This is a genomic window from Escherichia albertii NBRC 107761 = DSM 17582 (genome assembly GCF_000759775.1).
GTDB classification, from domain to species: Bacteria; Pseudomonadota; Gammaproteobacteria; order Enterobacterales; family Enterobacteriaceae; genus Escherichia; species Escherichia albertii.
Genome location: NZ_BBMY01000072.1, coordinates 1 through 24,669, shown reverse-complemented (window position 1 = coordinate 24,669; position 24,669 = coordinate 1). Strand labels below are relative to the sequence as shown.

At 50.1% G+C, this 24,669-nt stretch carries 23 protein-coding genes; 10 read left to right on the top strand and 13 right to left on the bottom strand.

The annotated features are described in order from the left end of the window. Window positions 1-163: 163 nt before the first annotated feature. The 8 genes from etk to cspH all read right to left on the bottom strand — a co-directional run bounded on the left by etk (window position 164) and on the right by cspH (window position 8,515). The gene (gene etk, locus EA14781_RS13495) at window positions 164-2,344 is read right to left on the bottom strand and encodes a tyrosine-protein kinase (RefSeq protein ID WP_000208683.1); all 2,181 of its coding nucleotides are present in this window, start codon (window positions 2,342-2,344) and stop codon (window positions 164-166) included. Between the two features lie 19 nt (window positions 2,345-2,363). Further along, on the bottom strand, window positions 2,364-2,810 hold the full coding sequence (gene etp / locus EA14781_RS13490; RefSeq protein WP_002461908.1) for a protein-tyrosine-phosphatase Etp: 447 nt from the start codon (window positions 2,808-2,810) through the stop codon (window positions 2,364-2,366). Continuing rightward, window positions 2,798-3,937: a polysaccharide export protein gene (locus EA14781_RS13485; RefSeq protein ID WP_002461910.1), complete on the bottom strand. Its 1,140-nt coding sequence runs from the start codon at window positions 3,935-3,937 to the stop codon at window positions 2,798-2,800. Before EA14781_RS13485 ends, etp begins: the two co-directional genes overlap by 13 nt. Window positions 3,938-3,982: 45 nt before the next feature. Next, entirely contained in the window at window positions 3,983-6,079 is a 2,097-nt protein-coding gene (locus tag EA14781_RS13480) for a YjbH domain-containing protein (RefSeq protein ID WP_000742362.1), read from the bottom strand. After that, entirely contained in the window at window positions 6,079-6,825 is a 747-nt protein-coding gene (locus tag EA14781_RS13475) for a capsule biosynthesis GfcC family protein (RefSeq protein WP_001038024.1), read from the bottom strand. The genes EA14781_RS13480 and EA14781_RS13475 overlap by 1 nt, the downstream gene beginning before the upstream one ends. After that, entirely contained in the window at window positions 6,822-7,466 is a 645-nt protein-coding gene (gene gfcB / locus EA14781_RS13470) for a lipoprotein GfcB (protein ID WP_001247613.1), read from the bottom strand. Before gfcB ends, EA14781_RS13475 begins: the two co-directional genes overlap by 4 nt. Before the next feature lie 106 nt (window positions 7,467-7,572). After that, a complete protein-coding gene (locus EA14781_RS13465) occupies window positions 7,573-7,863 on the bottom strand; it encodes a hypothetical protein (protein WP_002461911.1) in 291 nt (96 codons plus the stop codon). Window positions 7,864-8,302: 439 nt separating this feature from the next. Further along, the gene (gene cspH, locus EA14781_RS13460) at window positions 8,303-8,515 is read right to left on the bottom strand and encodes a cold shock-like protein CspH (RefSeq protein ID WP_000087766.1); all 213 of its coding nucleotides are present in this window, start codon (window positions 8,513-8,515) and stop codon (window positions 8,303-8,305) included. A 285-nt stretch (window positions 8,516-8,800) separates the two neighbouring features. On the opposite strand from cspH, the gene cspG reads away from it, so the two are divergent. Genes cspG through EA14781_RS13445 form a run of 4 tightly spaced genes read left to right on the top strand, consistent with a single transcriptional unit; the run spans window position 8,801 to window position 9,580 of the window. Continuing rightward, window positions 8,801-9,013: a cold shock protein CspG gene (gene cspG / locus EA14781_RS13455; RefSeq protein WP_000066480.1), complete on the top strand. Its 213-nt coding sequence runs from the start codon at window positions 8,801-8,803 to the stop codon at window positions 9,011-9,013. A gap of 10 nt (window positions 9,014-9,023) precedes the next feature. After that, entirely contained in the window at window positions 9,024-9,212 is a 189-nt protein-coding gene (gene ymcF / locus EA14781_RS23380; protein ID WP_071586057.1) for a cold shock small protein YmcF, read from the top strand. Beyond that, the gene (locus tag EA14781_RS13450) at window positions 9,181-9,417 is read left to right on the top strand and encodes a cold-shock protein (protein WP_032274943.1); all 237 of its coding nucleotides are present in this window, start codon (window positions 9,181-9,183) and stop codon (window positions 9,415-9,417) included. Before ymcF ends, EA14781_RS13450 begins: the two co-directional genes overlap by 32 nt. Next, the gene (locus EA14781_RS13445; protein ID WP_001019203.1) at window positions 9,407-9,580 is read left to right on the top strand and encodes a GnsA/GnsB family addiction module toxin; all 174 of its coding nucleotides are present in this window, start codon (window positions 9,407-9,409) and stop codon (window positions 9,578-9,580) included. The genes EA14781_RS13450 and EA14781_RS13445 overlap by 11 nt, the downstream gene beginning before the upstream one ends. A 48-nt stretch (window positions 9,581-9,628) precedes the next feature. Here the strand turns inward: EA14781_RS13445 and EA14781_RS13440 are convergent, their stop codons facing one another. Then, window positions 9,629-10,702: a 4Fe-4S binding protein gene (locus EA14781_RS13440; RefSeq protein WP_000818448.1), complete on the bottom strand. Its 1,074-nt coding sequence runs from the start codon at window positions 10,700-10,702 to the stop codon at window positions 9,629-9,631. Window positions 10,703-10,773: 71 nt separating this feature from the next. Then, a complete protein-coding gene (gene torS / locus EA14781_RS13435) occupies window positions 10,774-13,518 on the bottom strand; it encodes a TMAO reductase system sensor histidine kinase/response regulator TorS (protein ID WP_001054717.1) in 2,745 nt (914 codons plus the stop codon). Between the two features lie 82 nt (window positions 13,519-13,600). Between torS and torT the strand changes: the two genes are divergently transcribed. After that, the gene (torT, locus tag EA14781_RS13430; protein WP_001265007.1) at window positions 13,601-14,629 is read left to right on the top strand and encodes a TMAO reductase system periplasmic protein TorT; all 1,029 of its coding nucleotides are present in this window, start codon (window positions 13,601-13,603) and stop codon (window positions 14,627-14,629) included. On the opposite strand, the gene torR is transcribed toward torT, so the two are convergent. Beyond that, window positions 14,602-15,294, bottom strand: coding sequence for a two-component system response regulator TorR (gene torR / locus EA14781_RS13425; RefSeq protein WP_001120133.1), 693 nt, complete (start codon window positions 15,292-15,294; stop codon window positions 14,602-14,604). The genes torT and torR overlap by 28 nt on opposite strands. A gap of 129 nt (window positions 15,295-15,423) precedes the next feature. Between torR and torC the strand changes: the two genes are divergently transcribed. The 3 genes from torC to torD are packed head-to-tail and all read left to right on the top strand — an operon-like array spanning window position 15,424 to window position 19,753. Next, the gene (gene torC, locus EA14781_RS13420; protein WP_001230234.1) at window positions 15,424-16,596 is read left to right on the top strand and encodes a pentaheme c-type cytochrome TorC; all 1,173 of its coding nucleotides are present in this window, start codon (window positions 15,424-15,426) and stop codon (window positions 16,594-16,596) included. Further along, complete coding sequence (gene torA / locus EA14781_RS13415; protein ID WP_001062079.1) at window positions 16,596-19,142, top strand: trimethylamine-N-oxide reductase TorA; 2,547 nt, start codon at window positions 16,596-16,598, stop codon at window positions 19,140-19,142. The genes torC and torA overlap by 1 nt, the downstream gene beginning before the upstream one ends. Further along, window positions 19,139-19,753, top strand: coding sequence for a molecular chaperone TorD (gene torD, locus EA14781_RS13410; protein WP_000210212.1), 615 nt, complete (start codon window positions 19,139-19,141; stop codon window positions 19,751-19,753). Before torA ends, torD begins: the two co-directional genes overlap by 4 nt. A 535-nt stretch (window positions 19,754-20,288) precedes the next feature. Here the strand turns inward: torD and cbpM are convergent. Both cbpM and cbpA read right to left on the bottom strand, forming a co-directional pair. Next, the gene (cbpM, locus tag EA14781_RS13405; protein ID WP_000024570.1) at window positions 20,289-20,594 is read right to left on the bottom strand and encodes a chaperone modulator CbpM; all 306 of its coding nucleotides are present in this window, start codon (window positions 20,592-20,594) and stop codon (window positions 20,289-20,291) included. Then, window positions 20,587-21,513 (bottom strand): curved DNA-binding protein, encoded by a 927-nt coding sequence (gene cbpA, locus EA14781_RS13400; RefSeq protein WP_000420632.1) that lies wholly within the window; start codon window positions 21,511-21,513, stop codon window positions 20,587-20,589. Before cbpA ends, cbpM begins: the two co-directional genes overlap by 8 nt. A 908-nt stretch (window positions 21,514-22,421) precedes the next feature. Between cbpA and EA14781_RS25750 the strand changes: the two genes are divergently transcribed. Together EA14781_RS25750 and agp are read left to right on the top strand one after the other, a co-directional pair. Further along, window positions 22,422-22,949 carry a hypothetical protein gene (locus EA14781_RS25750; RefSeq protein WP_002461918.1) on the top strand — a complete coding sequence of 176 codons (528 nt, stop codon included), beginning with the start codon at window positions 22,422-22,424 and terminating at the stop codon, window positions 22,947-22,949. A 230-nt stretch (window positions 22,950-23,179) separates the two neighbouring features. Next, entirely contained in the window at window positions 23,180-24,421 is a 1,242-nt protein-coding gene (gene agp / locus EA14781_RS13385) for a bifunctional glucose-1-phosphatase/inositol phosphatase (RefSeq protein WP_000751743.1), read from the top strand. Window positions 24,422-24,669: the final 248 nt, after the last annotated feature.

The following is a 24,669-nucleotide window of genomic DNA, read 5'->3' as shown; positions in this document are numbered from 1 at the left end:
ACAAAAAGAGCATTCAGTTACCTGAATGCTCTGAGGCCGATGATAAACGTAGAATTGCCTGATGTGCCATGCTTATCAGGCCTACGTAATTCTGCAATATATTGATATAGCATTATTTTGTAGGCCGGATAAGGCGTGAGCGAAACGCGCTTTGCCCTCAGTTTTACTCTTTATCAGAGTAGCTATAACCGTAATAGTTATAGCCATAACCGTAGGCGGTGCTGGCGCGTTTAACCACACAGTTGAGGATTGCACCTTTAATATTGACGCCCGCCTGTTCCAGACGTTGCATCGACAAGGCTACCTCTTTGGCGGTGTTTAACGCAAAACGAGCGACCAGCAGGCTGGTACCGACATAACGGCCCACGACTGCGGCATCACTTACCGCCAGCATCGGCGGCGTATCGACAATCACCATATCGTAATGCTCGTTAGCCCATTCCAGTAGCTGGCGCATCCGATCGCGCATCAGCAGCTCTGACGGATTAGGCGGCACCTGACCACGGGCGATTACATCGAATCCCCCTTTGCCGAAAGACTGAATTACCTTACCGATTTCATCTTTGCCTGTCAGATATTCAGACAAACCATGCTCATTACTCACGTTAAACAGGTTATGCGAATAACCACGACGTAAGTCAGCATCGATGAATAACACTTTTTGATCGGACTGAGCTATCACCGCGGCCAGAGTTGAACTGACGAATGTTTTACCGCTGTCTGGCGTTGCACCAGTAATCATCAGGACATTATTCGCCGACTCCATCATGGCGAAGTGCAGACTGGTACGTAACGCACGCACAGCTTCCACGGCGAAATCCGCCGGGTTATCCACCGCCAGGAAGGGGATATTTTTCGTACGGTGACGTTGCTGATTCGAGAACCAGCTCTTCTTGTGCAGGCGCATACGCTTATCCAGCCACTCAGACATTGGAATGGTGGCATAAACGCTGATACCTTGCTCTTCCAGCTGTTCCGGCGCTTCCACACCACGACGCAACATGGCGCGTGCGAGCACGGCACCGACTGAAATAAACAGGCCGAGAATAAAACCAAGCACCACATTCAACGCTTTTTTCGGTTTTACCGGCTGCGGCTGAGTCACTGCCGGGTCGATAATCCGCACGTTACCAATCGCACTGGATTTCGAAATGCTTAACTCCTGCTGGCGGTTAAGCAATTGCAGATATACCGCGCGGCCCGCTTCCACGTCACGGCTTAAACGCAGAACTTCCTGCTGAGTGGAAGGCATTGCCGATACGCGTTTATTCAGGCGTTTACGCTCCTGCTCCAGCGTCTGGCGCTTTTCCAACAGCGCACGATAGGTCGGGTGATCTTTCTTATACAGCTGGGAGATCTCTGCTTCACGGAAAGTCAGCTCGTTGAGTTGATTATCAACATTAACAATCTGCTCAAGAACGGCTTTAGCCTCCAGGTTCAGGTCGACCGAATCACGTTGCTGACGATAGGCGTTCAGCTTTTCTTCCGCCTGATCCAGCTCACTACGTACTTGTGGTAACTGACGCTGCAGGAACTCAAGACTTTGTGAATCCTGCGCGGCCTGGCGTGCGATATTCTGCTGCAAATAATTGTTAGCGATGCTGTTCAGAATATGAGTGATCAGTTGCGGATCATCACCGGTCATGGTGAGTTCCAGCATCCCGCTCTCTTTACTGCGCTCGCTAACGGTAAAGGTTTCCTGCAGGGCGTTAATCGCTTCCAGTTCCGTGCGCTGACTCAGGATAAACTTCGTCCCCGGCTCAGCCTTCATGTCTGCGACGGTAAGTGCAATGCCGTCTTTTTCCACACGCTGGCCGATTGTGCCATTAACGGTGAAATCTTCACCTTCCAGCGTATAGTGACCGTTTTCCCCAACAGTCAGCGTCAGTTTCTGGTCCTGACCATTCAGTTGCGGGATATGCATCCAACTGATAGCCAGTTCACCTGGCTTCTCTTTGGTTAATCTCGCCCAACCACGACCGACGATCGGAAAGTACTTCTGCTCAACAATGTCACGCAGATTAAGCTCCGCAATGGTTTTGCCCAGAATCATACGTGATTGCAGTAGCTGGATTTCCGGCGCCGATTCGGGCGAGGAATTAGGGATCATATCGCTCAGGCCGCTAAGAATAGCGTTACCTTGTTTCTGCTCGACCTGTACCAACGTGTCCGCCTGATAAATCGGCGTACTGAGTAGCGAATAAGCGACGGCGATCAGCGTGAACAACGTTGTTACGCTAATGATCAACTTACGGTGATCCCATAATTCGCCGACCAGACGAAGCAGATCGATCTCATTTTCCTGAGTGCTACCTGGCGGCGTATTCATATTTTTAGTTGTCATCGTATTTTATAAACTCAAATTACCGGCTGAGGCGCTTCGCCCATTCCTGACTGGCGCGCTCCAACATACCGTAAACATGTTCAAATGCGTCCTGGCTTTTACGATAGGGATCCGGGATCTCTTTCTGTTCCAGCCATTGCCCAAAAAGCATTGTCTTCCCGCGCACCTCGGGAGCTATTGCGGTAACCTGAGCAATATGCTCTGACTCCATTGCCAGAATCAGATCGTAATTACGAGCCATCTCAGCGGTTAGCTTACGTCCGGCGTGTCCTTCGAGCGACACGCCATGATTAGCGGCAACATCTGCCGCTGTCGCATCGGCAGGGTGTTTTACCAGACCATGAATGCCTGCCGATTTGACTTTTACGCCCGGTAAGCGTTTACGCAGCAACCGTTCGCCAATCGGCGAACGGCAAATGTTGCCAGTGCACACAACCAGGATAGAGTTAAATTTTAGTTGGGCCATGTTTGAATCCACCGTGAAGTCTCTGTCAGGTCATGCACCCCGGAAATCGTCGGTACCAGCAGAGAAATCACACGGTTCCAACGAGCCAGAGGGGCAGTAGTGACATAAACAATGTCGTAAGGTTCAAGCTGGAATTCCGTTCCGAGTATCATTGCTGATGCGTCCTTCGCATTCAGCTGATAAATATTGGCGATTTTGCCATTCTGCTTGTTTTGCGTTGCACGAATAACAAAAATTCCCGTCGCGTCGGCGACATCCTGATTCATACCCTCGGCGTTGCCTAAGGCTTCCGCCAGCGTCATACCGCTGCGATCCATTTTGAGCGTACTCTGTTTCCCTACTTCGCCCATCACGAAGACTTTCAGGTCATCGTTGCGCGGAATAAACAAAATATCGCCTGGATGCAGCAGTTTGTTCTGACGCAAGTCGCCACGCTGCATTAGCGCGTAGAGGTTGATTTTGGTTTTAACGCCATTCTGGGTTAACACGACATTGCGCCAGTCAGCATCAGCAGTCAGGCCGCCCGCGGCGTTAATCGCATCCATAATGGTCAGCGGGATATTGGTAATCGGCTGCTGACCGGATTTAGTCACTTCGCCGGTAACGTACGCTTTCTGCGAACGGAACGCCGCGACGCTGACATCCACCTGCGGACTTTCAATCACTGCATCCAGACGCGCGGTAATTTCATTACGGACTTGAGTAAGGGTTTTCCCCGCCACTTTCAAGCGACCAATGTAGGGGTAGAAAATCGCGCCATCGGCGTTAACCCAGTTACCCGTATCGCTGGCGCTACGGTATTGACCCGCTGGCGTGGTGAGTTCCGGGTGATCCCAGACGGTGACCATCAATACGTCGCCAATGCCGATGCGATATTCATAGTTCGCGATTTGCTGCTCAAGCTCCGGGTTAGCCTGCGACATAATCGGCTTTGCGCGTAGTTGATCAATCAGTCCTGGTGTGACGGGATAGATATTGACCATTTTGTCCAGATCATACTGGTTGTCAGGTAATTCGATGACATCCTTATTACTGGTCGATAAATTCTGACCAGGAACAAGGGTACATGCTGTTAAAGACAGAACAGCTAATGTCAGTACCGAAAATTTAAAAATGTTCTTTTTCATTGGTTTATATTTATCAGTCAATGTAACGTTATGAATCGTTTCAGGTTATTGTCCAACCGGTACTTCTCGCTCTGCCGTCATTGGATAGAGCTGGTATTTCCGTGAGAGCATTTGTCCACCGTCACGCGTCAATGGCGTCCATGAAATCGTCGCACGGTTGCGGTTAGGTCCAATGGTCATCAAGTCGAACGGAATCGAGATATAAAAACCTTTACTAAAGCCGCCTTCGCCGTAGTCATCTTTCGACACGTTACTGAGCGCCGCCCAGACACCTACCGCCACGCCGCTGTCAAAGCGTTTTGCTACGTCAATCGTTGCCCCTTTATCCTTCGCCAGATACTGACCAACGCTGAGTTTCATCAGCACGCCGTTAAGCGTCGGCGGATTCCAGTACGCCGTCACAAAACCTGTTGGCGTGGAATAATCGGTGAAGCGCATCATGTTGTCCCAGTCACGCTGCTTCACGTAGTTAACATCTACACCCAGCGCCCAACTGGCATCGAGCGGACGATAAAGCAGCTCGGAACCGACGCCGGCATACATGGTTTCCAGATAGCCGCCATATACCTGGCCGTAGAATCCATTGCCCAGATCGGCAAAGTAGTTCGCCTGTAAGTTGTTGAGATAGACATCATTACGTACGTAATCGCGGATATGCGTACGTACGCGGGGCAGGGTAGAGTCCGCAGGTAACAACGACGACTTAAATTTGTCGTAGTTGTTGTAAATATTGGTGAAAATGCCGCCATCAAGCAGCAAATGATCGGTAAACCAGTAACGAGCGCTGGACATCAGACCCAACTGGAACATATAGAAATCTTCCGGCCCGCCCAGTGACTGTGACAACGTTGGATTGAAAGAATAACTAAAGCGGTCTTCGCGAATACGGTAACCGCGACCAAAGGCAGAAAGATCGGCTGCCTCAACACGCTGTTGTTGCAGTTGTTCTGGTTTACCTGGCGCAGTACCTGCCAACTGTTTACGCAGGCTGGCAACGTCGGTTTCAGTCGTCACCATCGCCATATGCTCACGTTTTTGCGTCACACTAATCTTCTCGACGCCCTGCGGAAGGTTATTCACCAGAATTCGATTAGCGCGATCGACCGCCTCGCGTGAGTCGCGGTATTTGTACTGCTCGCCGGACATATACAGCGTCTTATCGTGCAGTTGGATTTCCGGCGCTTCAAAACCTGCGTTGTACTTCAGCGCGGTAAGTTGGTTCGCCACTGTGGTGTACTGCAATCCTTCAGACTCCGGCGCAGGTTGATACGCCGGTTTTGGCGTATCGCGCAGGGCAGGGCGCAGATCGTTGAAGTTGGTCCGTAACGTGAAGCCAAACATCAACGTGTTGCCACGCTCATAGCTAAGGTTGAGATCTGCCCAGTTAGCGGCACGATAGACGGCGCCGAAATTGAAATGACTTGCCTGCGGCAATTTACCCGCAAAATCATTCTGGTAATTGTTGCCGTCGTATTCGAGTTTCAGACGCAGAGGATTCCACGGCGTTTGATACTCGATACCGCCAAAAACAGAGGCTGGACCACGAAAGATATCGCTAAAACTGATATCTCCCGCATCGTGAGACTCCGCGCGATGGCAATATTTATCGCTTATCCGACAAAACGGGTTGGTAATATTGCCCGCATTACCGGCATAACCCCAGGCCATACCGAGAGTGAAATCGAACGGACCCGCTTGTTTGCTGGCGACCAGATACTCACCGTCAAACAAACCCGTACCCGCGATATCGCGTTTACCAAATGCCACTTGCGGCAGCCAGTAACCTTCTTCCCACAGACGAAGTTTAAAATCGAACGATTTGTCTTTATACGACTGGTCGCCGCTGAAATCTTCCCATTGGCTATATTTGCGCGTACGGACATCCGTATAACGAATGGTTCCCTCCAGCCACGGAAATAGCGCCACAGAAGTGGAGTAGAAACGGTACTGGTCGTTATCCCGGTAGTTGATGCTGAATTCGCCTTCCGGCGCGATACGGGCATTAGGCATTTGCAACAGCCCGGTGCCGCCAAAGTCCGATTGCGAAGGGCCCACCGGATCAGGATAGGTTAATACTTCAGCATGACAGGCACTGGAGACGGCAATGGCCAGGCAGCTTAAAAGATAAGAGTTCTTCTTCATCAGTCAGGAACACGTTGCGTTAAAACAGACACAATCTGGTTATTTAAATCAGCATATTTTTCTGGGAGAACGTGCGTGGAAAAGCCCAACCAAAGCTGACTGCCTGGCGGTGGCTCAACATGTCTTTTATTCCACAAGGCGACGGGCGCGACGACAGTCTTGCCCTCCGGCGTAATAACGAAGACGTTATTGCTGTCAGCGCCCGCCAGACGGGGGTGATGTTGCAGATAATCTGCAACGCTACGGCCCGCCCGCCAGGGTAATTGACCGGCCCCGGAGACAGCGCCCAATAAGGTGATTGTGCTCGGGCGCTGTACGGCATAGAGCGCATAGTCGCCGACCAGTGGGCGATTACTGTCCTCATCCACACGCACAAAGTCAGGATCCAGTTCGACCGATAAGCGGCCTGTGATATTGAGATTGGTCAGTTGCTGACGAACGAATTTAATCGTTGCAGCCACATCGTCATCGGCTTCCGCTTCCCAGGAAGCCAGTTGCGCCATGACATGCTGGTAATCTTTATCGGCTTTGGCTTTTGCCGCAGAATCAGTCAGCAGAGCGCCAGGCCACCAGAGGCGATCGCGCAATTGTGGTTGCGTCACCAGTTGAGCTACGTTTTCCACCGACTCGACAGATAACGCCTGTTTTTCGCCCGGCAGATAGACGGTTACCGAGCCCTGCGCGAAGGCATGGGGCGTTATCACGTAAAGGACGCTGGCAATAAAATACGACGGTAATTTATTCATGGTGCGGGTTTAAGAAATGTCATTTCTACGGGAATTACCCCTGCGCCTAACATTTGCCGACTTTGACGAACCTGGCCAGTGGCCGAATCGACCCAGAATGTATTTTGCCAATGTCTTTCTGGCTGTGCGGAAGTAACGTCTTCCTGCCAGACATTGCACAGTACATTGCGACCAGCAATATTCAGCGTCTCTAATCCAGCAAAGGAAAACGTGGAGCTGACGGTCGCAGAGCGAAAATGGTTATCTTCGCTCCAGAGAATATCACGCGTCCAGCTGCTGCCATCTTTTAATGCCAGCGCATTACGCAATGGGTCCTGCTGATAGTTTGTCACTTCCTGCAGATTATTATTAAGTTTGACGGTTTTTAACAGACGTCCATTGTGGGTAACCAGCATGGCGTTATCCTGGGATAACCATTTGCTTTGTTCTTGTTCTATATATCCCAGTACCACAAATATTCTTTGCCCATCATTCAGGCGTAAATACATGGTGGAATAAGGCAACGCCTGGATCTGCTGATCCGCGATAGTGATGTCCTGATTATCGAAAAGACCGGCACGAAATGTATCAACCATACTTTGTTGACTGTGAGTACATCCCGTCAGAAATAGTGCGAAAATCGATAAAATAAGCGGGCGCACCTTTAATCCTTGAAAGGTTGGTTAAAAAAATGCAAATCTCCAAAACCCGGTGCGAATATCGCAACCGGGTCTTATTTAACTCAGTTTTCGGCGATTTTAGTCAGAATTAATGCGTAGTAGACGTCGTGGTTGAGGTATTGTGAGAACCGCCATCGCCACTGTCATTAGCGGCTACTACCGCCAGGGCCGCCACACCAACAGCCGTTGCCACACCGACAATAGTTGCAGTACCGACAGCGCCAGCAGCCACGCCGCCAGTTGTTGCAGCGGTTGTTGCGCTAGTAGTACCGGCAGTTGTCGTTGTAGCCTCAGCCCCGGTTTCTGTGCCTGGTGCGGCAAATGCAGCTGGGGTGGTCAACATGAAGGCCATAAGGATTGCAGAAAGCTTGTGTTTCATAACTTTTCCTTTATTCATCGCATGGACAATACGTACGCTTGAGATCAGGATTGTCAACTTTAAGTATAACATCCTTGCGGAATCTCCCTTTCCGCATACACTCGGTACAATAAACCGCGAGTGGGAAAGGTGCGCAGAGGGAAATATAAGTTTGTGTAAAATTTCCCTCTGGAAATACGACTTGTGAGGATAAGATAAATCTTAGCAAAATACAAATTTAAGATAGGGATATTGTTAAGAAAGCTATTTATTATTGCTGTTGATATAGTTTCTGGCGGTATTATGATGGTTTGCCAAATGGCGTTTATAACGATTGGCTCCGAACGCATTCGGTTTATCATGTTAATTGTATTCTGCAAATATAACATGGTGAATAATTTCGCTGAAAATTAATAAGCCATTTTTACCGGACAGTCAGGTTAAAAATGAAAGTGTCTGTTTAAGAAAGATAAACATTTGCCGCAGTGGGGCCGCGTAGACCATTAACACGGCAAAACTCTACACGCACTCCTGGAATGAGCGTTTCGGCGTCGCGGAGACTTAATGCTGAAATATGAACCTGGACTTCTTTACGACCGTCGGAGGGGATGATGAATCCTTTACCGCTTTTGCGATCAAAGGTTTTGACAATTCCTGTCATTTTACGGGACAAACAAATTCCTTACTGATAAATCTGCGCTGCACTATACGGTGTTAATAAAATAAAGCCAGTGATATTTAAGACCGCCGGATGGCTAAAATAAAATTTGCTTAATCTCATTTATCATGCGTTAATAACGGCGTCGGTTTGAAAGACAGACAGCATACAAAGTAGTTTACTAAAGCAGTTCTCATTATCAGGCATTATCCCCTTCTTTTGAGTCTCTCTCCTGAACACTAAGTAGTCTCTGTATTAAAGCCCTGTTTGCCGAAAGGCCCAAAATGAAGGAAGTAAAATATGTCTAATAAAATGACTGGCTTAGTAAAATGGTTTAACGCAGATAAAGGTTTCGGCTTTATCTCCCCATCTGATGGCGGCAAGGATGTGTTTGTTCATTTCACCGCCATTCAGAGCAATGAATTCCGCACGCTGAATGAAAATCAGAAAGTAGAATTCAGCATTGAGCAGGGACCGCGTGGACCTGCGGCAGCGAACGTCGTTACGCTCTGAGGTTACTGTTATTACTCAACATCTCCATTTCCGCTGCCCATGTTGTCATGGTTCACAGTACCGCACATCGGCGTTCGATGTGACGGAGCGAAACCCTTTTGGCGCTAAGTGTATTTTCTGTAAATCAACGATGCTCACTTTTGATAACGTCGCTTTGCAAATACGTACTGACCAGGCGTCACTGGACTGCACAAAATAATATCAGGCTCCCTCGTGGAGCCTTTTTTACATCTGCACTCTTTCCCTTCAGTTCTGTATGTATAATGAACGATAACCTGTTGATTATTGAATCTTTCGGGGAGATGGCTTATAACATTTCTTACCTGACCAGGGTACCGGTAACCAACACCTTACTGGCGTGTTGCTGTCTTTTAAGACCAGAAGAGGTTAACAGTGAATATTGAAGAGCTAAAAAAACAAACTGAAACGGAAATTGCCGATTTTATTGCGCAAAAAATCGCCGAACTGAACAAGAACACAGGGAAAGAAGTCTCTGAGATTCGCTTTACCGCACGGGAGAAAATGACCGGGCTGGAAAGTTATGATGTCAAAATCAAAATAATGTGATTTTGTGAACATCACCCCGAGTGAGGTGATGTTCCGCTAGTCGCTATTTTAGTGACCAATCATTGGCGCTTGTGGAATTAAACGCAGATACAACTCTTCCGGCACCGGGCTTTGCCATACGCCCGTATACATCGCGTACCCCATCACCGCAAACATAATCCCCAGGACTAATAGCGTCATTAACCAGCCAGACAACGCAAAGGCTTTTTTATTTGCCGCAGGTTTTTGCAGCGAAAAGGCCAGGGTTGAGGCTACCGGACATGACTCCACGCAGGTCATACATCCGGTACACTCCACCGTACGTACCTGAATTAATTTATCGACCGGGATCCGCGACGGACAATTTTTCGCGCATTTTCCGCAGTCGATACAGCTTTCGGCATTGCGACGAATCTTAAAGGGGGATAATAGCGAGACGAGCCCCATTAACGCGCCATATGGACAGAGATATCGGCACCACGCATGACGAATAAACAGACTGGCAATTAGCAAAGTGATCACGCTGATTAACGTTGCTGTGCTCATATGGCGAAAGAAATTGAGCATTTTAACGTCCATCACCACGCTGTAGGGTGACAGCATAAAGTAGTGAATAGCCTGGGCAGGCATTAATAACGCGATATAAAGAAAAAAACTCAACAGTAAATATTTTATTCCCCGGAGTGGAATATCCAGCCAGCGGGGAAGGGCGAATTGCCGTCCGAACAGTTTTTTACCCACATCACCGATCAATTCAGAGAGCGTACCAATCGGGCATAGCCACGAACAAAACGCTTTTTTCAGCAACAGGCTGGTGATTAGAAATGCCACCAGCAATAGCATTGCAGCGGCGTGCACGGACGGTAACTGACCTGCTTCAAGGCTATATTTCAGATTCATCAGTCCGGCAATGGGTAGCCAGCCTTCGATGCCGCCAGGTCTGGCGACAAAAGGCGTATTTCCGGCGGTTTCGTAATATCGCACCCAGAACCAGAATGTGATGGCAATATAGATATTAATTGCTAACAGTAATAATTGCGTCGCTTTACGCCATGTTGTGGCATTGCGCCAGTCATTCCACGGTAATTTACCGCCCGTCGTACCTGGCCGCCGCTGCCAGCGGGTTCTTTTTTTCTCTGCCATGATTTTGCCAGTTCGTTAAGTTGCATACTAAATGCCACTATTCTAATTATTCTGAACTGGCTGATATTGATTCATATCGATTTATGGTCTTTCTTGTCCAGCCATTGTTCCAGAGCCGCGACACTATGCACAATTTCTTCACGCAGGGGGAGGGCTGTAAAGGGCTTTAGCTCCAGTTGTGCGCACAACCGACTGGCATCACGCATACCCAGACTGGCGCAACTGCTTTTTAACTGGTGCGCTATCCGTTTGATTTTCTCACCATCCTGAGTGGCGCGAGCGGCGTCTATTTCATCAAGAAGTGGCAGGGAGTGTTGCTGAAATAAATTCAGCCATTCTTTTATTTTTTCTGCACCCATCAGGCGGACATCTTCCATTAATTGCGAAGTATCAAGCGGCTGTTCATTCGTGGTTTGGCAGTGGAGATAGTGCGCGAGCAGTTGCCCCAATACCTCGCGTGATACCGGTTTGGGGATAATACCGCGAAACAGGGAACTGGTCCGCTGACGCAATGTTTCATCGATGACGTGGGCGCTAAAGCCAATCAGCACTAATGACGGATATTTCTCCGTCAATTGTCGGGCAAGCGTAATACCATCGATATCCGGCAAATCAAAATCCACCAGTGCGGCAGTAAACGATTCACTATTTTGTAACGCTTCTATGGCCTGAGCTGCATTTTCCGCCGTGGCTACCTGTGCGCCACTCGTGGTTAACATCTCAAGCGTAATTCGCTGAGTAAGCGGGTTATCTTCAATTAACAGCAAACGTAAACCATCCAGGCGTATTGTCTGATTGACTATTTTGGGGGCGGGCGCAGTGGCAACACGTAACGGCAAATGTAAGCAAAAACAACTCCCTGTACCCGGCATGCTGGTGGCGGTCAGTTTGCCGCCCATCGCCTGGGTCAGACTGCTACTGATAGTCAGCCCCAGCCCGGTGCCGCCGCGTTTGCCGCTTACCTGAACAAATGGCTGGAAGATGTCCGTCAGTTTTGCAGGATCAATACCACAGCCGCTGTCTTCTACTTCCACCAGCCATTGCTTGCCATCAGTGTGGCTACGCAAGGTAATCCGCCCGCGGTCAGTAAAGCGCAGGGCATTGCTCAACAGATTGGTCATCACTTGACGAATGCGCCGCGGATCGCCCATTAATACAGGTGGCACATCGTCGGCAATTTCCGTTGTTAGTCTAATCGGGCGCCCCTTCACCCGTCCGTTCATTAATTGCAGGGTACTTTCCAGCAGCGGGCGTGGTTCAAAGGGTTCATCGCTGACCGAAACATTCTTGCCACCTGCTTCGATAGCCGAATAATCGAGAATATCGTTAAGGATGGTCAGCAACGATTCGCCAGAGTCGGTAATCGCGCGCAAATCATCACGCTGGGCGTTAAGCGTCGGATTATCCGCCAGCAGTTGCGCGGTGCCGAGAATACCGTACAGCGGTGTGCGGATCTCATGACTCATCGCCGCCAGAAACGCCGATTTTGCCTGGCTGGCTTTTTCTGCTTCCGCCCGCGCTTGTCGGTGTTCTACTACCAGTTCCTGCAATTCGGCAGTGCGTGCTTTGACCTGCGCCGCCAGCTGTTCGCGGTGGCGATTCAGCGCATGAACGCTGCTGCGAAACGCATCCATCAGCCGCCCGATGGTGTCCAGCTCCCGCACGCCTGCGGTTTCCGGGAAAGGGGAGTCGATATCACCGTCCAGCAACCGTTGCAGCGCCTGCGTTTGTTCGGCAAGGGGACGCGTGACTGAGCGATAAACCACGCGCCAGAGGATCAAAATCAGTGCGCAAAGAGAAACGACGCCCAGCAATAACAGGCTGTATTGCCCGCGTGCGCTGGCTTTTTCCAGATGCGCCAGTCCGTGCTGGTTGCGCAGCTCAATAGTGTCGACCAGTTGACTGACTTTGCTACTAAACTGTGCGAACTGGGCGATGTTATTCTGGGCGAGTGTTTGCAGGCGATTGCTAATTTCATTGTCCTGCTGATAAAGCGTCAGCAAATCGCTATATCGGCTAACGGTAGTTAACGTTGTTGCGACCTGGGCACGAACACCCGGATCTTCAATGCGTATTTGCCGACGTTGCAGAATTTTCACCGCATTATTGAGCTGCTTTTCCAATGTTGGCGCATTTTTCTGGATCTGTTCCAACCCCAGATTCATCACCATCTGCTGCACCCGCAGGGCGCTAAGGCGCAGTTCATTCATCTGGTTAACATACTCAAGATCGATATCAATCAGCCGATCGAGTGCACTTTCTGCGGCCTGACGCTGATGTTGTTCGATCAAATCGTAAATCCCGGCCTGGGTCGCTCCGGCGGAGATTGCTGCATTATTCGCCTGACCTTGCGCCAGGCGTGCGATCTCATCGGCGGCGGCGACTATCTGCTGACTGAGTTGCTGTTGTTGCTGGCGCAGTTGCAAACGCTGCCCCACCAGTTCCCCTTGCTGACGTAACGAACGGGAGATCTCCTGCTCCTGTTGTTCAATAGCGGTGGTGTCAAAACCTTGTTCCCGTAACGCTTGCAGCAACGCATTAATCTTCAGGCTTTGTGCGGTGAGCATTCGCCCTTGCGCCTGCCACATCTTTTCGTTATCGGCACTGGTTAGATTCTGCGCGGCGAAAAGTTCCCAGGCGCTGGCCTCGCTCAACTGGCGCGCCATATTCATGGTAGGAATCAATGCCTGAGTATTGTCTTTTTCCACCTGGCTGATAAAGCGCAGGTTGTACCATCCCACCAGGGTACTGGTCAGGGTTAACAGCGCCATCAGGGCAAAGCCCATCCACAGTCTTCGGGTCAGGGTTAAATTCACGGTCGGTGCACTTAAGGTGAAAAATGTTGAGTCACAAAGCGGAATGCATCTAGCATAAAGCCTTATTATTGATGAGGCTATCATGCGCGTACTGCTATTGTTACTTCTTTCCCTTTTCATGTTGCCGGCATTTTCGGCTGATAACCTGTTGCGCTGGCATGATGCACAGCATTTCACGGTGCAACCTGCTACGCCGCTTAAAGCCAAACGCGCATGGAAACTGTGCGCGCTTTATCCCAGCCTGAAAGATTCATACTGGTTATCGTTAAACTATGGTATGCAGGAGGCTGCTCGCCGCTACTGTGTGGATTTAAAAGTGCTGGAGGCAGGCGGCTACAGCCAGTTGGCTACCCAGCAAGCACAAATCGACCAGTGTAAACAGTGGGGCGCAGAGGCCATTTTGCTCGGTAGTAGCACGACGTCATTTCCCGAGCTGCAAAAGCAGGTAGCAAGTCTGCCGGTGATTGAACTGGTAAATGCTATTGATGCTCCCCAGGTGAAAAGCCGTGTTGGTGTGCCCTGGTTTCAGATGGGCTATCAACCAGGGCGATATCTGGTGCAATGGAGCCACGGAAAACCACTGAACGTGCTGTTGATGCCCGGTCCTGATAACGCCGGGGGCAGTAAGGAGATGGTAGAGGGTTTCCGCGCAGCCATTGCCGGAAGCCCGGTGCATATTGTCGATATTGCACTCGGCGACAACGATATTGAAATCCAGCGTAACCTGTTGCAGGAGATGCTGGAGCGCTATCCAGAAATCGACGTCGTTGCCGGAACGGCCATTGCGGCAGAGGCGGCAATGGGTGAAGGGCGTAACCTGAAAACGCCGCTTACCGTGGTGTCGTTTTATCTTTCACATCAGGTGTATCGCGGACTAAAGCGGGGAAGAGTGATTATGGCTGCCAGCGATCAAATGGTCTGGCAGGGGGAACTGGCGGTTGAGCAGGCCATCAGGCAATTACAAGGACAATCGGTGTCTGATAATGTCAGCCCGCCGATTTTAGTCCTGACGCCGAAAAATGCCGACCGTGAACATATCCGCCGCTCGCTGTCGCCAGGGGGATTTCGTCCTGTCTATTATTATCAGCACACATCAGCGGCTAAGAAATAACCTTCGCCATGTTGCGTCACCAGTAAATCCGCGCTGAGTTTATGGCGTAAACGACGAATTAACACATCGACGGTGCGCAGGTCAGGGTTTTCCACCCGACGGGCAGAAAGCATACGCAGTAGACGTTCACGGCTGAGAATTTCGCCCGGATTGGTCACAAACGCCACCAGCATTTCATACTCTGCGCGAGTCAGTTTAATCGGCTCGCCATCCCGTTCCAGCGTATGGCGCGACACATTCAGGCAATAACCCGCAAAGCGATAGCAGTTGTCCTGAGTGAGCGGTTGCGCCTGTCGCGCAAGGTCGATGCGCCAGAGCAAGTTTTTCACCCGCACCACCAGTTCGCGCAGTTCCAGCGGTTTGGTAACGTAATCGTCTGCGCCCATTTCCAGGCCGACAATACGGTCAATCCGATCGCTACGTCCGGTAACCAGAATAATGCCCACCGTCGAACGTTCCCTCAGGGCGCGGGTTAACATCAGGCCATTTTCGTCGGGCAGATTAATATCCAGCAGAATTAAATCTACCGGCTGATTCTGCATAATTTCCCGCAGTCCGGCACCGCTCGCCGTAACAGAAACGGTATACCCCTCCTGAGTGAAGTAGGTTTGTAATCGCGCCTGGGTAACCGGCTCATCTTCAACAATAACAATGTGATGTGGCATCAGAGGGTTTTACTCATTCTGTTCATATCTGTTCATATTCTGCCGTAAGCCGTTCATCCTGACCAGTGCCGCTGTTCATATTTACTCATTAAGATCGCTTCACTAAACCATAATTTTACAGGGGCTATTATGCGGAAACTCTGGAACGCGCTACGCCGACCCAGTGCTCGTTGGTCGGTACTGGCGCTGGTCGCTATTGGGATTGTGATTGGCATCGCGTTGATTGTGTTGCCTCACATTGGGATAAAAGTCACCAGCACAACCGAATTTTGTGTCAGTTGCCACAGTATGCAACCGGTATATGAAGAATATAAACAATCGGTGCATTTTCAGAACGCCTCCGGTGTGCGAGCTGAATGTCATGACTGCCATATCCCGCCGGATATTCCAGGCATGGTGAAGCGTAAACTGGAAGCGAGCAACGACATCTACCAGACCTTTATTGCCCATTCCATTGATACACCTGAGAAATTCGAAGCCAAACGTGCGGAACTTGCCGAGCGTGAATGGGCGCGAATGAAAGAAAACAACTCGGCAACCTGCCGCTCCTGCCATAACTACGACGCGATGGATCATGCGAAGCAGCATCCTGAAGCGGCACGTCAGATGAAGGTGGCAGCGAAAGATAATCAATCCTGCATCGACTGTCATAAAGGTATTGCCCACCAGTTACCTGATATGAGTAGTGGCTTCCGTAAGCAGTTCGATGAGCTGCGCGCCAGTGCTAATGACAGTGGTGACACGCTGTACTCCATTGATATTAAGCCGATTTATGCGGCGAAAGGAGATAAAGAAGCGTCTGGTTCTCTGCTGCCTGCTTCGGAAGTGAAAGTCCTTAAACGTGACGGAGACTGGCTGCAAATTGAAATCACTGGCTGGACGGAAAGCGCAGGACGTCAGCGTGTACTCACCCAGTTCCCTGGCAAACGCATCTTTGTTGCCTCGATTCGTGGTGATGTGCAGCAGCAGGTGAAAACGCTGGAGAAAACCACCGTTGCCGACACCAATACCGAGTGGAGCAAGTTGCAGGCCAGTGCGTGGATGAAGAAAGGCGACATGGTGAACGATATCAAACCGATCTGGGCTTATGCGGATTCGCTGTACAACGGCACCTGTAACCAGTGCCACGGCGCACCGGAAATCGCCCACTTCGACGCTAACGGTTGGATCGGCACGCTCAACGGCATGATTGGCTTTACCAGCCTCGATAAACGTGAAGAACGCACCTTGTTGAAATATCTGCAAATGAATGCATCTGATACCGCAGGTAAGGCTCACGGCGATAAGAAGGAAGAAAAATAATGAACAATAACGATCTCTTTCAGGCATCACGTCGGCGTTTTCTGGCACAACTCGGCGGCTTAACCGTCGCCGGGATGCTGGGGCCGTCACTGCTAACGCCGCGTCGCGCGAATGCGGCGTTAGCAGCGACTGAGGCCGTTACCTCGAAAGAGGGCATTCTGACCGGATCGCACTGGGGGGCTATTCGTGCGACGGTGAAGGATGGTCGCTTTGTGGCGGCAAAACCGTTCGAACTGGATAAATATCCGTCGAAAATGATCGCCGGATTGCCGGATCATGTACACAACGTGGCGCGTATTCGTTACCCGATGGTACGCGTGGACTGGCTACGTAAGCGCCATCTGAGCGACACTTCCCAACGCGGTGATAACCGTTTTGTGCGCGTGAGTTGGGATGAAGCCCTCGACATGTTCTATGAAGAGCTGGAACGCGTGCAGAAAACGCACGGCCCGAGTGCCTTGCTGACCGCCAGTGGTTGGCAGTCGACGGGGATGTTCCATAATGCGTCGGGGATGTTGGCGAAAGCTATTGCTTTGCATGGTAATAGCGTTGGTACGGGCGGAGATTACTCTACCGGTGCTGCGCAGGTGATCCTGCCGCGTGTGGTCGGCTCGATGGAAGTGTATGAACAGCAAACCTCCTGGCCGCTGGTATTGCAGAACAGCAAAACCATTGTGCTGTGGGGCTCCGATTTGCTGAAAAACCAGCAGGCGAACTGGTGGTGCCCGGATCACGATGTTTATGAATATTACGCGCAGCTAAAAGCGAAAGTCGCCGCCGGTGAAATTGAGGTCATCAGCATCGATCCGGTTGTTACATCCACCCATGAGTATCTGGGGCGCGAGCATGTGCAGCACATTGCGGTTAACCCGCAAACTGACGTGCCGCTGCAACTGGCGCTGGCGCATACGCTGTACAGCGAAAACCTGTACGACAAAAACTTTCTCGCTAACTACTGTGTGGGTTTTGAGCAGTTCCTGCCGTATCTGCTGGGCAAGAAAGATGGTCAGCCGAAAGATGCCGCATGGGCTGAAAAACTGACCGGCATTGATGCCGAAACCATTCGTGCGCTGGCACGGCAGATGGCGGCGCACAGAACGCAGATTATTGCTGGCTGGTGCGTACAGCGTATGCAGCACGGCGAACAGTGGGCGTGGATGATTGTGGTTCTGGCAGCGATGCTGGGGCAAATTGGCCTGCCCGGTGGTGGCTTTGGTTTTGGCTGGCACTATAACGGCGCAGGCACGCCGGGGCGTAAAGGCGTTATTTTGAGTGGTTTCTCCGGCTCTACGTCGATTCCGCCTGTTCACGACAACAGCGACTATAAAGGCTACAGCCGCACTATTCCGATTGCCCGTTTTGTTGATTCGATCCTCGAACCGGGGAAAGTTATCAACTGGAACGGTAAATCGGTAAAACTGCCGCCGCTGAAAATGTGTATTTTTGCCGGAACTAACCCGTTCCACCGTCATCAGCAGATCAACCGCATTATCGAAGGCTGGCGCAAACTGGAAACGGTCATCGCTATAGATAACCAGTGGACCTTAACCTGTCGTTTTGCCGATATTGTGCTGCCAGCAACCACGCAGTTTGAGCGTAACGATCTCGACCAGTATGGCAACCACTCCAACCGTGGCATTATCGCCATGAAACAGGTCGTGCCGCCGCAGTTTGAGGCGCGCAATGACTTTGATATTTTCCGCGAACTGTGCCGTCGCTTTAATCGCGAAGAAGCCTTTACCGAAGGGCTGGACGAAATGGGCTGGCTGAAACGCATCTGGCAGGAAGGTGTACAACAGGGCAAAGGACGCGGCGTTCATCTGCCAGCGTTTGATGACTTCTGGAATAACAAAGAGTACGTCGAGTTTGACCATCCGCAGATGTTTGTTCGCCATCAGGCATTCCGCGAAGATCCAGATCTCGAACCGCTGGGCACGCCAAGTGGCCTGATTGAGATTTACTCGAAAACCATCGCCGATATGAACTACGACGATTGTCAGGGGCACCCGATGTGGTTTGAGAAAATCGAACGCTCCCACGGTGGGCCCGGCTCGCAGAAGTATCCGTTGCATCTGCAATCGGTACACCCGGATTTTCGACTTCACTCGCAGTTATGTGAGTCTGAAACCCTGCGTCAGCAATATACGGTAGCGGGTAAAGAGCCAGTATTTATTAGTCCGCAGGATGCCAGCGCGCGCGGTATTCGTAACGGTGATGTGGTGCGTGTCTTTAACGCTCGTGGTCAGGTGTTGGCAGGGGCAGTGGTTTCTGACCGCTATGCACCCGGCGTGGCGCGAATTCACGAAGGGGCATGGTATGACCCGGACAAAGGCGGCGAGCCAGGGGCGCTATGCAAATACGGTAACCCCAACGTGTTGACCATCGACATCGGCACTTCTCAGCTGGCGCAGGCCACCAGTGCGCACACCACGCTGGTGGAAATTGAAAAATACACTGGAACAGTGGATCAGGTGACGGCGTTTAGCGGGCCAATAGAGATGGTGGCGCAGTGCGAATATGTTCCGGCGTCGCAGGTGAAATCATGACCACGCTGACAACACAACAGGTTGCCTGTGTTTACGCCTGGCTGGCGCAGTTGTTCTCCCGTGAACTGGACGATGAACAACTGACGCAAATCGCCAGTGCGCAGATGGCTGAATGGTTTTCTTTGCTGAAAAGCGAACCGACGCTGACTGCGGCGGTAAACGAACTGGAAGCTAAAATTGCCGCATTGATGGTACGTGACGACGCCCGTCTGGAGCTGGCCGCCGACTTTTGCGGCCTGTTTCTGATGACCGACAAACAAGCAGCGCTGCCGTATGCTTCGGCCTATAAACAGGATGAGCAAGAGATTAAACGCTTGCTCGTTGAGGCGGGGATGGAAACCAGCGGCAATTTCAACGAACCGGCAGATCATCTGGCAATCTATCTGGAGTTGTTGAGTCATCTGCATTTTTCGCGGGGAGAGGGAACCGTTCCTGCGCGAAGAATCGACAGTTTGCGGCAGAAAACGCTGGCGGCGTTGTGGTCATGGCTGCCGGAGTTTGTTACGCGTTGCCGACAGTATGACAGCTTTGGTTTTTACGCAGCACTGGGTCAATTGCTGTTGGTACTGGTGGCGTGCGATAAGCAGGAGTCTCGCAGTTTGTCGGCCTGATAAGACGCGGCAGGCGTTGCATCAGGCACACTGGCGCAGCCGCCGGATGCGGCGTGAACGCCTTATCCGGCCTACAGGAATAGTGCTCTTTGTCGGCCTGATAAGACGCGTTAAGCGTCACATCAGGCACACTGGCACCGCCGCCGGATGCGGCGTAAACGCCTTATCCGGCCTACGGGAGCAGTGCGCTTTGTCGGCCTGATAAGACGCGTTAAGCGTCGCATCAGGCATACTGGCGCAGCCGCCGGATGCGGCGTAAACACCTTATCCGGCCTACGGGAACAGCGCTCTTTGTAGGTCTGATAAGACGCGTTAAGCGTCGCATCAGGCATTCTGGCGCAGCCGCCGGATGCGGCGTAAACGCCTTCCGGCCTACGGGAGCAGTGCGCTTTGTCGGCCTGATAAGACGCGTTAAGCGTCGCATCGGGCATTCTGGCACATCAGCCGGATGCGGCGTAAACGCCTTCCGGCCTACGGGAACAGCGCGCTTTGTAGGCCTGATAAGACGCGGTAAGCGTCGCATCAGGCAACAAACTTACGGGTGAGCAACAAATCGGGAAAGCCGCTGGCGCAGCAGGCGGTTTTCCTGTTTCAGGTGCGCAATATCATCCATTAATGTCAACGCTACCGCGATCCCCGGCCAGTCCAGCGCCAGTTCCTGACGCAGCCTTACTGCCCGTTGCACCACAATGGCCGCATGGTCGTCAAACACCCAGGTCGTAGCCTGAATCTCGCGCGGTTCAACCACGCCCAAACCGACAATTTCATTCAACTCCTCTTCAGAAACGCCGGTATGCAGGCAAAATTCGGTAATGGTAAAAGTCACCGTAACGTTAGCCATTATGCTTTCCCCAATCTTTGCGTGGATCAAAAGACGACTGGGCGTCTGCCAGTTGTTGCCACAGGGCGGCAGTATTTTCATCCGGTTTCGGCGGCATGACGATTTTCAGTACCGCATATAAGTCACCAGTTTGTTTTTTGCTCACCAGACCTTTGCCTTTAATACGCAATCGTTGCCCGGCCTGACTTCCTGCTGGGATCGTCAATAAAATACTTTCCTTCAGCGTTGGAACTGTGACTTTACTACCCAGCGCCGCTTCCCACGGGCTAACAGGCACCACAATTTCCAGATCCTGACCGACAATATCAAACAACGGATGCGGGGCTATATGAATCACCAGCCACAGATCGCCATTTGGACCGCCGTTTTCGCCCGGCGTCCCCTGGCCTTTCAGGCGGATACGTTGACCATTGCCGACGCCTGCGGGGATCTTCACATTCAGCGTTTTCGGGATTTCCTGTTCGATCATGCCAAAGGCGTTATAGACGGGGAGCTTATAGCTGATGGTGCGCTTGTGCTCGCTAAGCGTTTCTTCAAGGAATACCGCCACTTCGATTTCAATATCGTGACCACGTGTGGCGGGGCGCTGGCGGCCCTGGCGAGCATGCTGACTGAAAATTGACGAGAAAATATCTTCAAAATCTTCGGCATTAAAATTCTGACCATCGGCATGCTGGAACTGACGGTTGAATTGCGGATCGTTGCGATGTTGCCACATCTGATCATATTCAGCGCGACGTTGTTCATCACTCAACACTTCCCAGGCTTCAGCGACCTCTTTGAATCGGGCTTCGGCATCCGGCTCTTTGCTGACATCAGGATGGTATTTACGGGCCAGTCGACGATAGGCGGTCTTGATTGTCTTGAGATCGTCCGTCGGTTTTACGCCCATGATGGCGTAATAATCCTTTAATTCCATAGCGTTATCTCGCGTAAATCAATACAAAATGAAGGAACCCCTGTAAGGTAGCTTCTCTAAGTTTAGGGTAATCCTCAAATTTTCATATGCCAACCCAGAATATATTATCTAAATCAATGAATGAGCGCGTTTCAGGAGGTGGGGGGAGTACAGTTTCTGAGCCATGCATGAAGTCAGCGTATGGTCAAATGAGCGATTATTGATAGTCTGGATGATGATTCAGGTGTTTATTATATCACTATAAATCACTGTATAGAGGCAGACTAAATGGCGGTAGATAATACTCATTACAGCAATCGTTTTACTCCTGTGGAAATAGGAACGTTCATTAACGATCATCAACGTTTCGAAAAAAAAGATAATAATGTTTTTACTATATTAGTGAAATTTTTCAAATGTTTGTTCTCGCATAATTATAAGGAGGGGGGGGAAATAACGAGTTGGTAAGAAAACATTTTCTAACAATGACCCAGGTTCATAATAATACATATCAGAGTGGTAATTATTATAACCGACATGAGAGAAACAGTTTTTCACTTCATTACTCTCCGGGAAATGAAACATTGTTTATTGAAGTTAACAGAAATCTTGAAGAGATTCATTTAGAACCAGAACAATGGGAACAATTTTAAAATTATCTTCGCAATGATATTTCAGATAATCCAGAAGAGGATTATCCAGATTTATTTTGTTTTGAAAATCGTAAAAACAATGACGCCGGGATAAAAGGCGCAGAATGTGCTCAAATAAATAATAGAGTATGGCAAAATAAACCCGAAGAAATAGAAAAGACAAACATTGCGTCGAGAGAAAACTCATCCAGTCGAGGTAAAATTATCGCGGAGTTAAACGATAAAAATGTAGAGATTAATTTTAGCCATATCGAGGTGACGGGAGATGGCTATTGTATGTTCAGAGCAATACTTGCCATTCTTGACAAAGATTCATCATGGGCAGATAAAAATGTAAAAACTTCATCTGAAGTATATGGTAGTTTTGCCTCTGATATAGCTAATCTGAATCAGATAGCTGTCAACGTTTGTGAGGAGCTGGAAGGAATGGAGTTCTTTTTATCTGACTATCCTTTATTAGAGGATTTTGAAGAGAATGTTGTTAAGAAATGCTTTCGAGACAATGAGTGTGTAATTTATTCACCAACAGGAATATTTAATGCATGTTCTGTATCGGAAATGTCTATAGATGATAATTATTCAGACTATCTTTCCATATGGGCGAGTAGTTTTGCAGCCAAACTATTAGAACATTATGGTATTGTGATTAAAAAAATAGCTGATGACGGTACAGAGTTTTGGGAGGATCAAGATAAGTTAAACCATATAGACAATGGCTACGTATTAAATGTTAATGGAAATCACTATAATGTGAGGCTGCCGTTGGATATATTTCATACTGAAACTTGTCAGGCTGGTTATTAAAGCGCCAGGTCAGAGGGTCTGTTAATCACTGCAGAATATCTTGTGATAGCTATTCTTTTTGATGACGTTAACTAAATTTAAGCATGAGGTTAAGGTCACCATTCTTCATATCTGGAATGTTTTAAATTCAGATACAGTGATCAATATCCTTCATTTTGCGAACCACTTCCCGGAAAAATATCCTGTTTCTGCCACACTCTTAACAATTGATAACAAAAGAGGTGTCGGGAATGAAAAAAACGCTAATCGCCGCAGCAGTGGCAGGGATGGTTTTACTCTCTTCGAATGCCCAGGCGCAGACCGTGCCGGAAGGCTATCAACTACAGCAAATACTAATGATGAGTCGCCATAATTTACGTGCGCCGTTGGCAAATAATGGCAGCGTGCTGGAGCAGTCCACACCGAATAAGTGGCCGGAGTGGGATGTGCCCGGCGGGCAGCTCACCACCAAAGGCGGCGTGCTGGAGGTGTATATGGGCCATTACATGCGTGAATGGTTGGCGGAGCAGGGGATGGTGAAATCGGGCGAATGCCCGCCGCCAGATACTGTATACGCCTATGCTAACAGCCTGCAACGTACCGTGGCCACCGCACAGTTCTTTATCACTGGCGCGTTTCCGGGGTGTGATATTCCGGTACATCATCAGCCCAAAATGGGGACTATGGACCCAACTTTTAACCCGGTAATCACTGATGACTCAGCCGCATTTAGCCAGCAGGCGGTAGCGGCGATGGAAAAAGAACTCAGTAAACTCCAGCTTGCCGACAGTTATCAGTTACTGGAAAAAATTGTTAACTATCAAGATTCCCCTGCCTGTAAAGAGAAACAGCAATGCTCGCTGGTAGAAGGCAAAAATACCTTTAGTGCGAAGTATCAACAAGAACCGGGCGTTTCCGGGCCGCTAAAAGTGGGTAATTCGCTGGTCGATGCGTTTACTTTGCAATACTACGAAGGTTTCCCGATGGAGCAGGTCGCGTGGGGAGAAATCAAATCTGATCAGCAGTGGAAAGTGTTGTCGAAGCTGAAAAACGGCTACCAGGACAGCCTGTTTACCTCACCGGAAGTGGCGCGCAATGTTGCAAAACCGCTGGTGAGCTATATCGATAAAGCGCTGGTCACCGATCGCGCCAGCGCGCCGAAAATCACCGTTCTGGTGGGCCATGACTCTAACATTGCCTCATTATTGACTGCGCTGGATTTTAAACCGTATCAACTGCATGACCAGAACGAACGCACACCTATTGGCGGCAAAATCGTTTTCCAGCGTTGGCATGACAGTAAAGCCAATCGCGACCTGATGAAAATTGAATATGTTTATCAGAGTGCGGAACAGTTGCGCAATGCCGAGGCGTTAACGTTGCAGTCTCCGGCTCAGCGCGTGACGCTGGAATTAACAGGTTGCCCGACAGACGCTAATGGTTTTTGCCCGATAGATAAGTTTGATAGCGTGTTGAATGAGGCGGTGAAATAACAGAAAACTCCTCCGTGAGAAACGGGGAAAATGAGATTGATAACAAACGTTAGATTGCCTGATGCGCTACGCTTATCAGGCCTACCTGAGAATTGCAATATATTGAATTTTCACGATTATGTAGGCCGGATAAGGCGTTCACGCCGCATCTGGCATGGACAAAGCGTACTTTGTCAACAGTTTGAAACCTCCCCCGTCAGTTGCGGGGGAGCCTCTGGTTAAACGTTTTTACGTTCGATGGTCTGTTT

Excerpts from the sequence above, each read along its gene's own strand:
- etk (WP_000208683.1), bottom strand. The coding sequence starts at position 2,344 with ATGACAACTAAAAATATGAATACGCCGCCAGGTAGCACTCAGGAAAAT.
- etp (WP_002461908.1), bottom strand. The coding sequence starts at position 2,810 with ATGGCCCAACTAAAATTTAACTCTATCCTGGTTGTGTGCACTGGCAAC.
- EA14781_RS13485 (WP_002461910.1), bottom strand. The coding sequence starts at position 3,937 with ATGAAAAAGAACATTTTTAAATTTTCGGTACTGACATTAGCTGTTCTG.
- EA14781_RS13480 (WP_000742362.1), bottom strand. The coding sequence starts at position 6,079 with ATGAAGAAGAACTCTTATCTTTTAAGCTGCCTGGCCATTGCCGTCTCC.
- EA14781_RS13475 (WP_001038024.1), bottom strand. The coding sequence starts at position 6,825 with ATGAATAAATTACCGTCGTATTTTATTGCCAGCGTCCTTTACGTGATA.
- EA14781_RS13465 (WP_002461911.1), bottom strand. The coding sequence starts at position 7,863 with ATGAAACACAAGCTTTCTGCAATCCTTATGGCCTTCATGTTGACCACC.
- cspG (WP_000066480.1), top strand. The coding sequence starts at position 8,801 with ATGTCTAATAAAATGACTGGCTTAGTAAAATGGTTTAACGCAGATAAA.
- EA14781_RS13440 (WP_000818448.1), bottom strand. The coding sequence starts at position 10,702 with ATGGCAGAGAAAAAAAGAACCCGCTGGCAGCGGCGGCCAGGTACGACG.
- torT (WP_001265007.1), top strand. The coding sequence starts at position 13,601 with ATGCGCGTACTGCTATTGTTACTTCTTTCCCTTTTCATGTTGCCGGCA.
- torR (WP_001120133.1), bottom strand. The coding sequence starts at position 15,294 with ATGCCACATCACATTGTTATTGTTGAAGATGAGCCGGTTACCCAGGCG.
- torC (WP_001230234.1), top strand. The coding sequence starts at position 15,424 with ATGCGGAAACTCTGGAACGCGCTACGCCGACCCAGTGCTCGTTGGTCG.
- torA (WP_001062079.1), top strand. The coding sequence starts at position 16,596 with ATGAACAATAACGATCTCTTTCAGGCATCACGTCGGCGTTTTCTGGCA.
- torD (WP_000210212.1), top strand. The coding sequence starts at position 19,139 with ATGACCACGCTGACAACACAACAGGTTGCCTGTGTTTACGCCTGGCTG.
- cbpM (WP_000024570.1), bottom strand. The coding sequence starts at position 20,594 with ATGGCTAACGTTACGGTGACTTTTACCATTACCGAATTTTGCCTGCAT.
- cbpA (WP_000420632.1), bottom strand. The coding sequence starts at position 21,513 with ATGGAATTAAAGGATTATTACGCCATCATGGGCGTAAAACCGACGGAC.
- EA14781_RS25750 (WP_002461918.1), top strand. The coding sequence starts at position 22,422 with ATGTTCAGAGCAATACTTGCCATTCTTGACAAAGATTCATCATGGGCA.
- agp (WP_000751743.1), top strand. The coding sequence starts at position 23,180 with ATGAAAAAAACGCTAATCGCCGCAGCAGTGGCAGGGATGGTTTTACTC.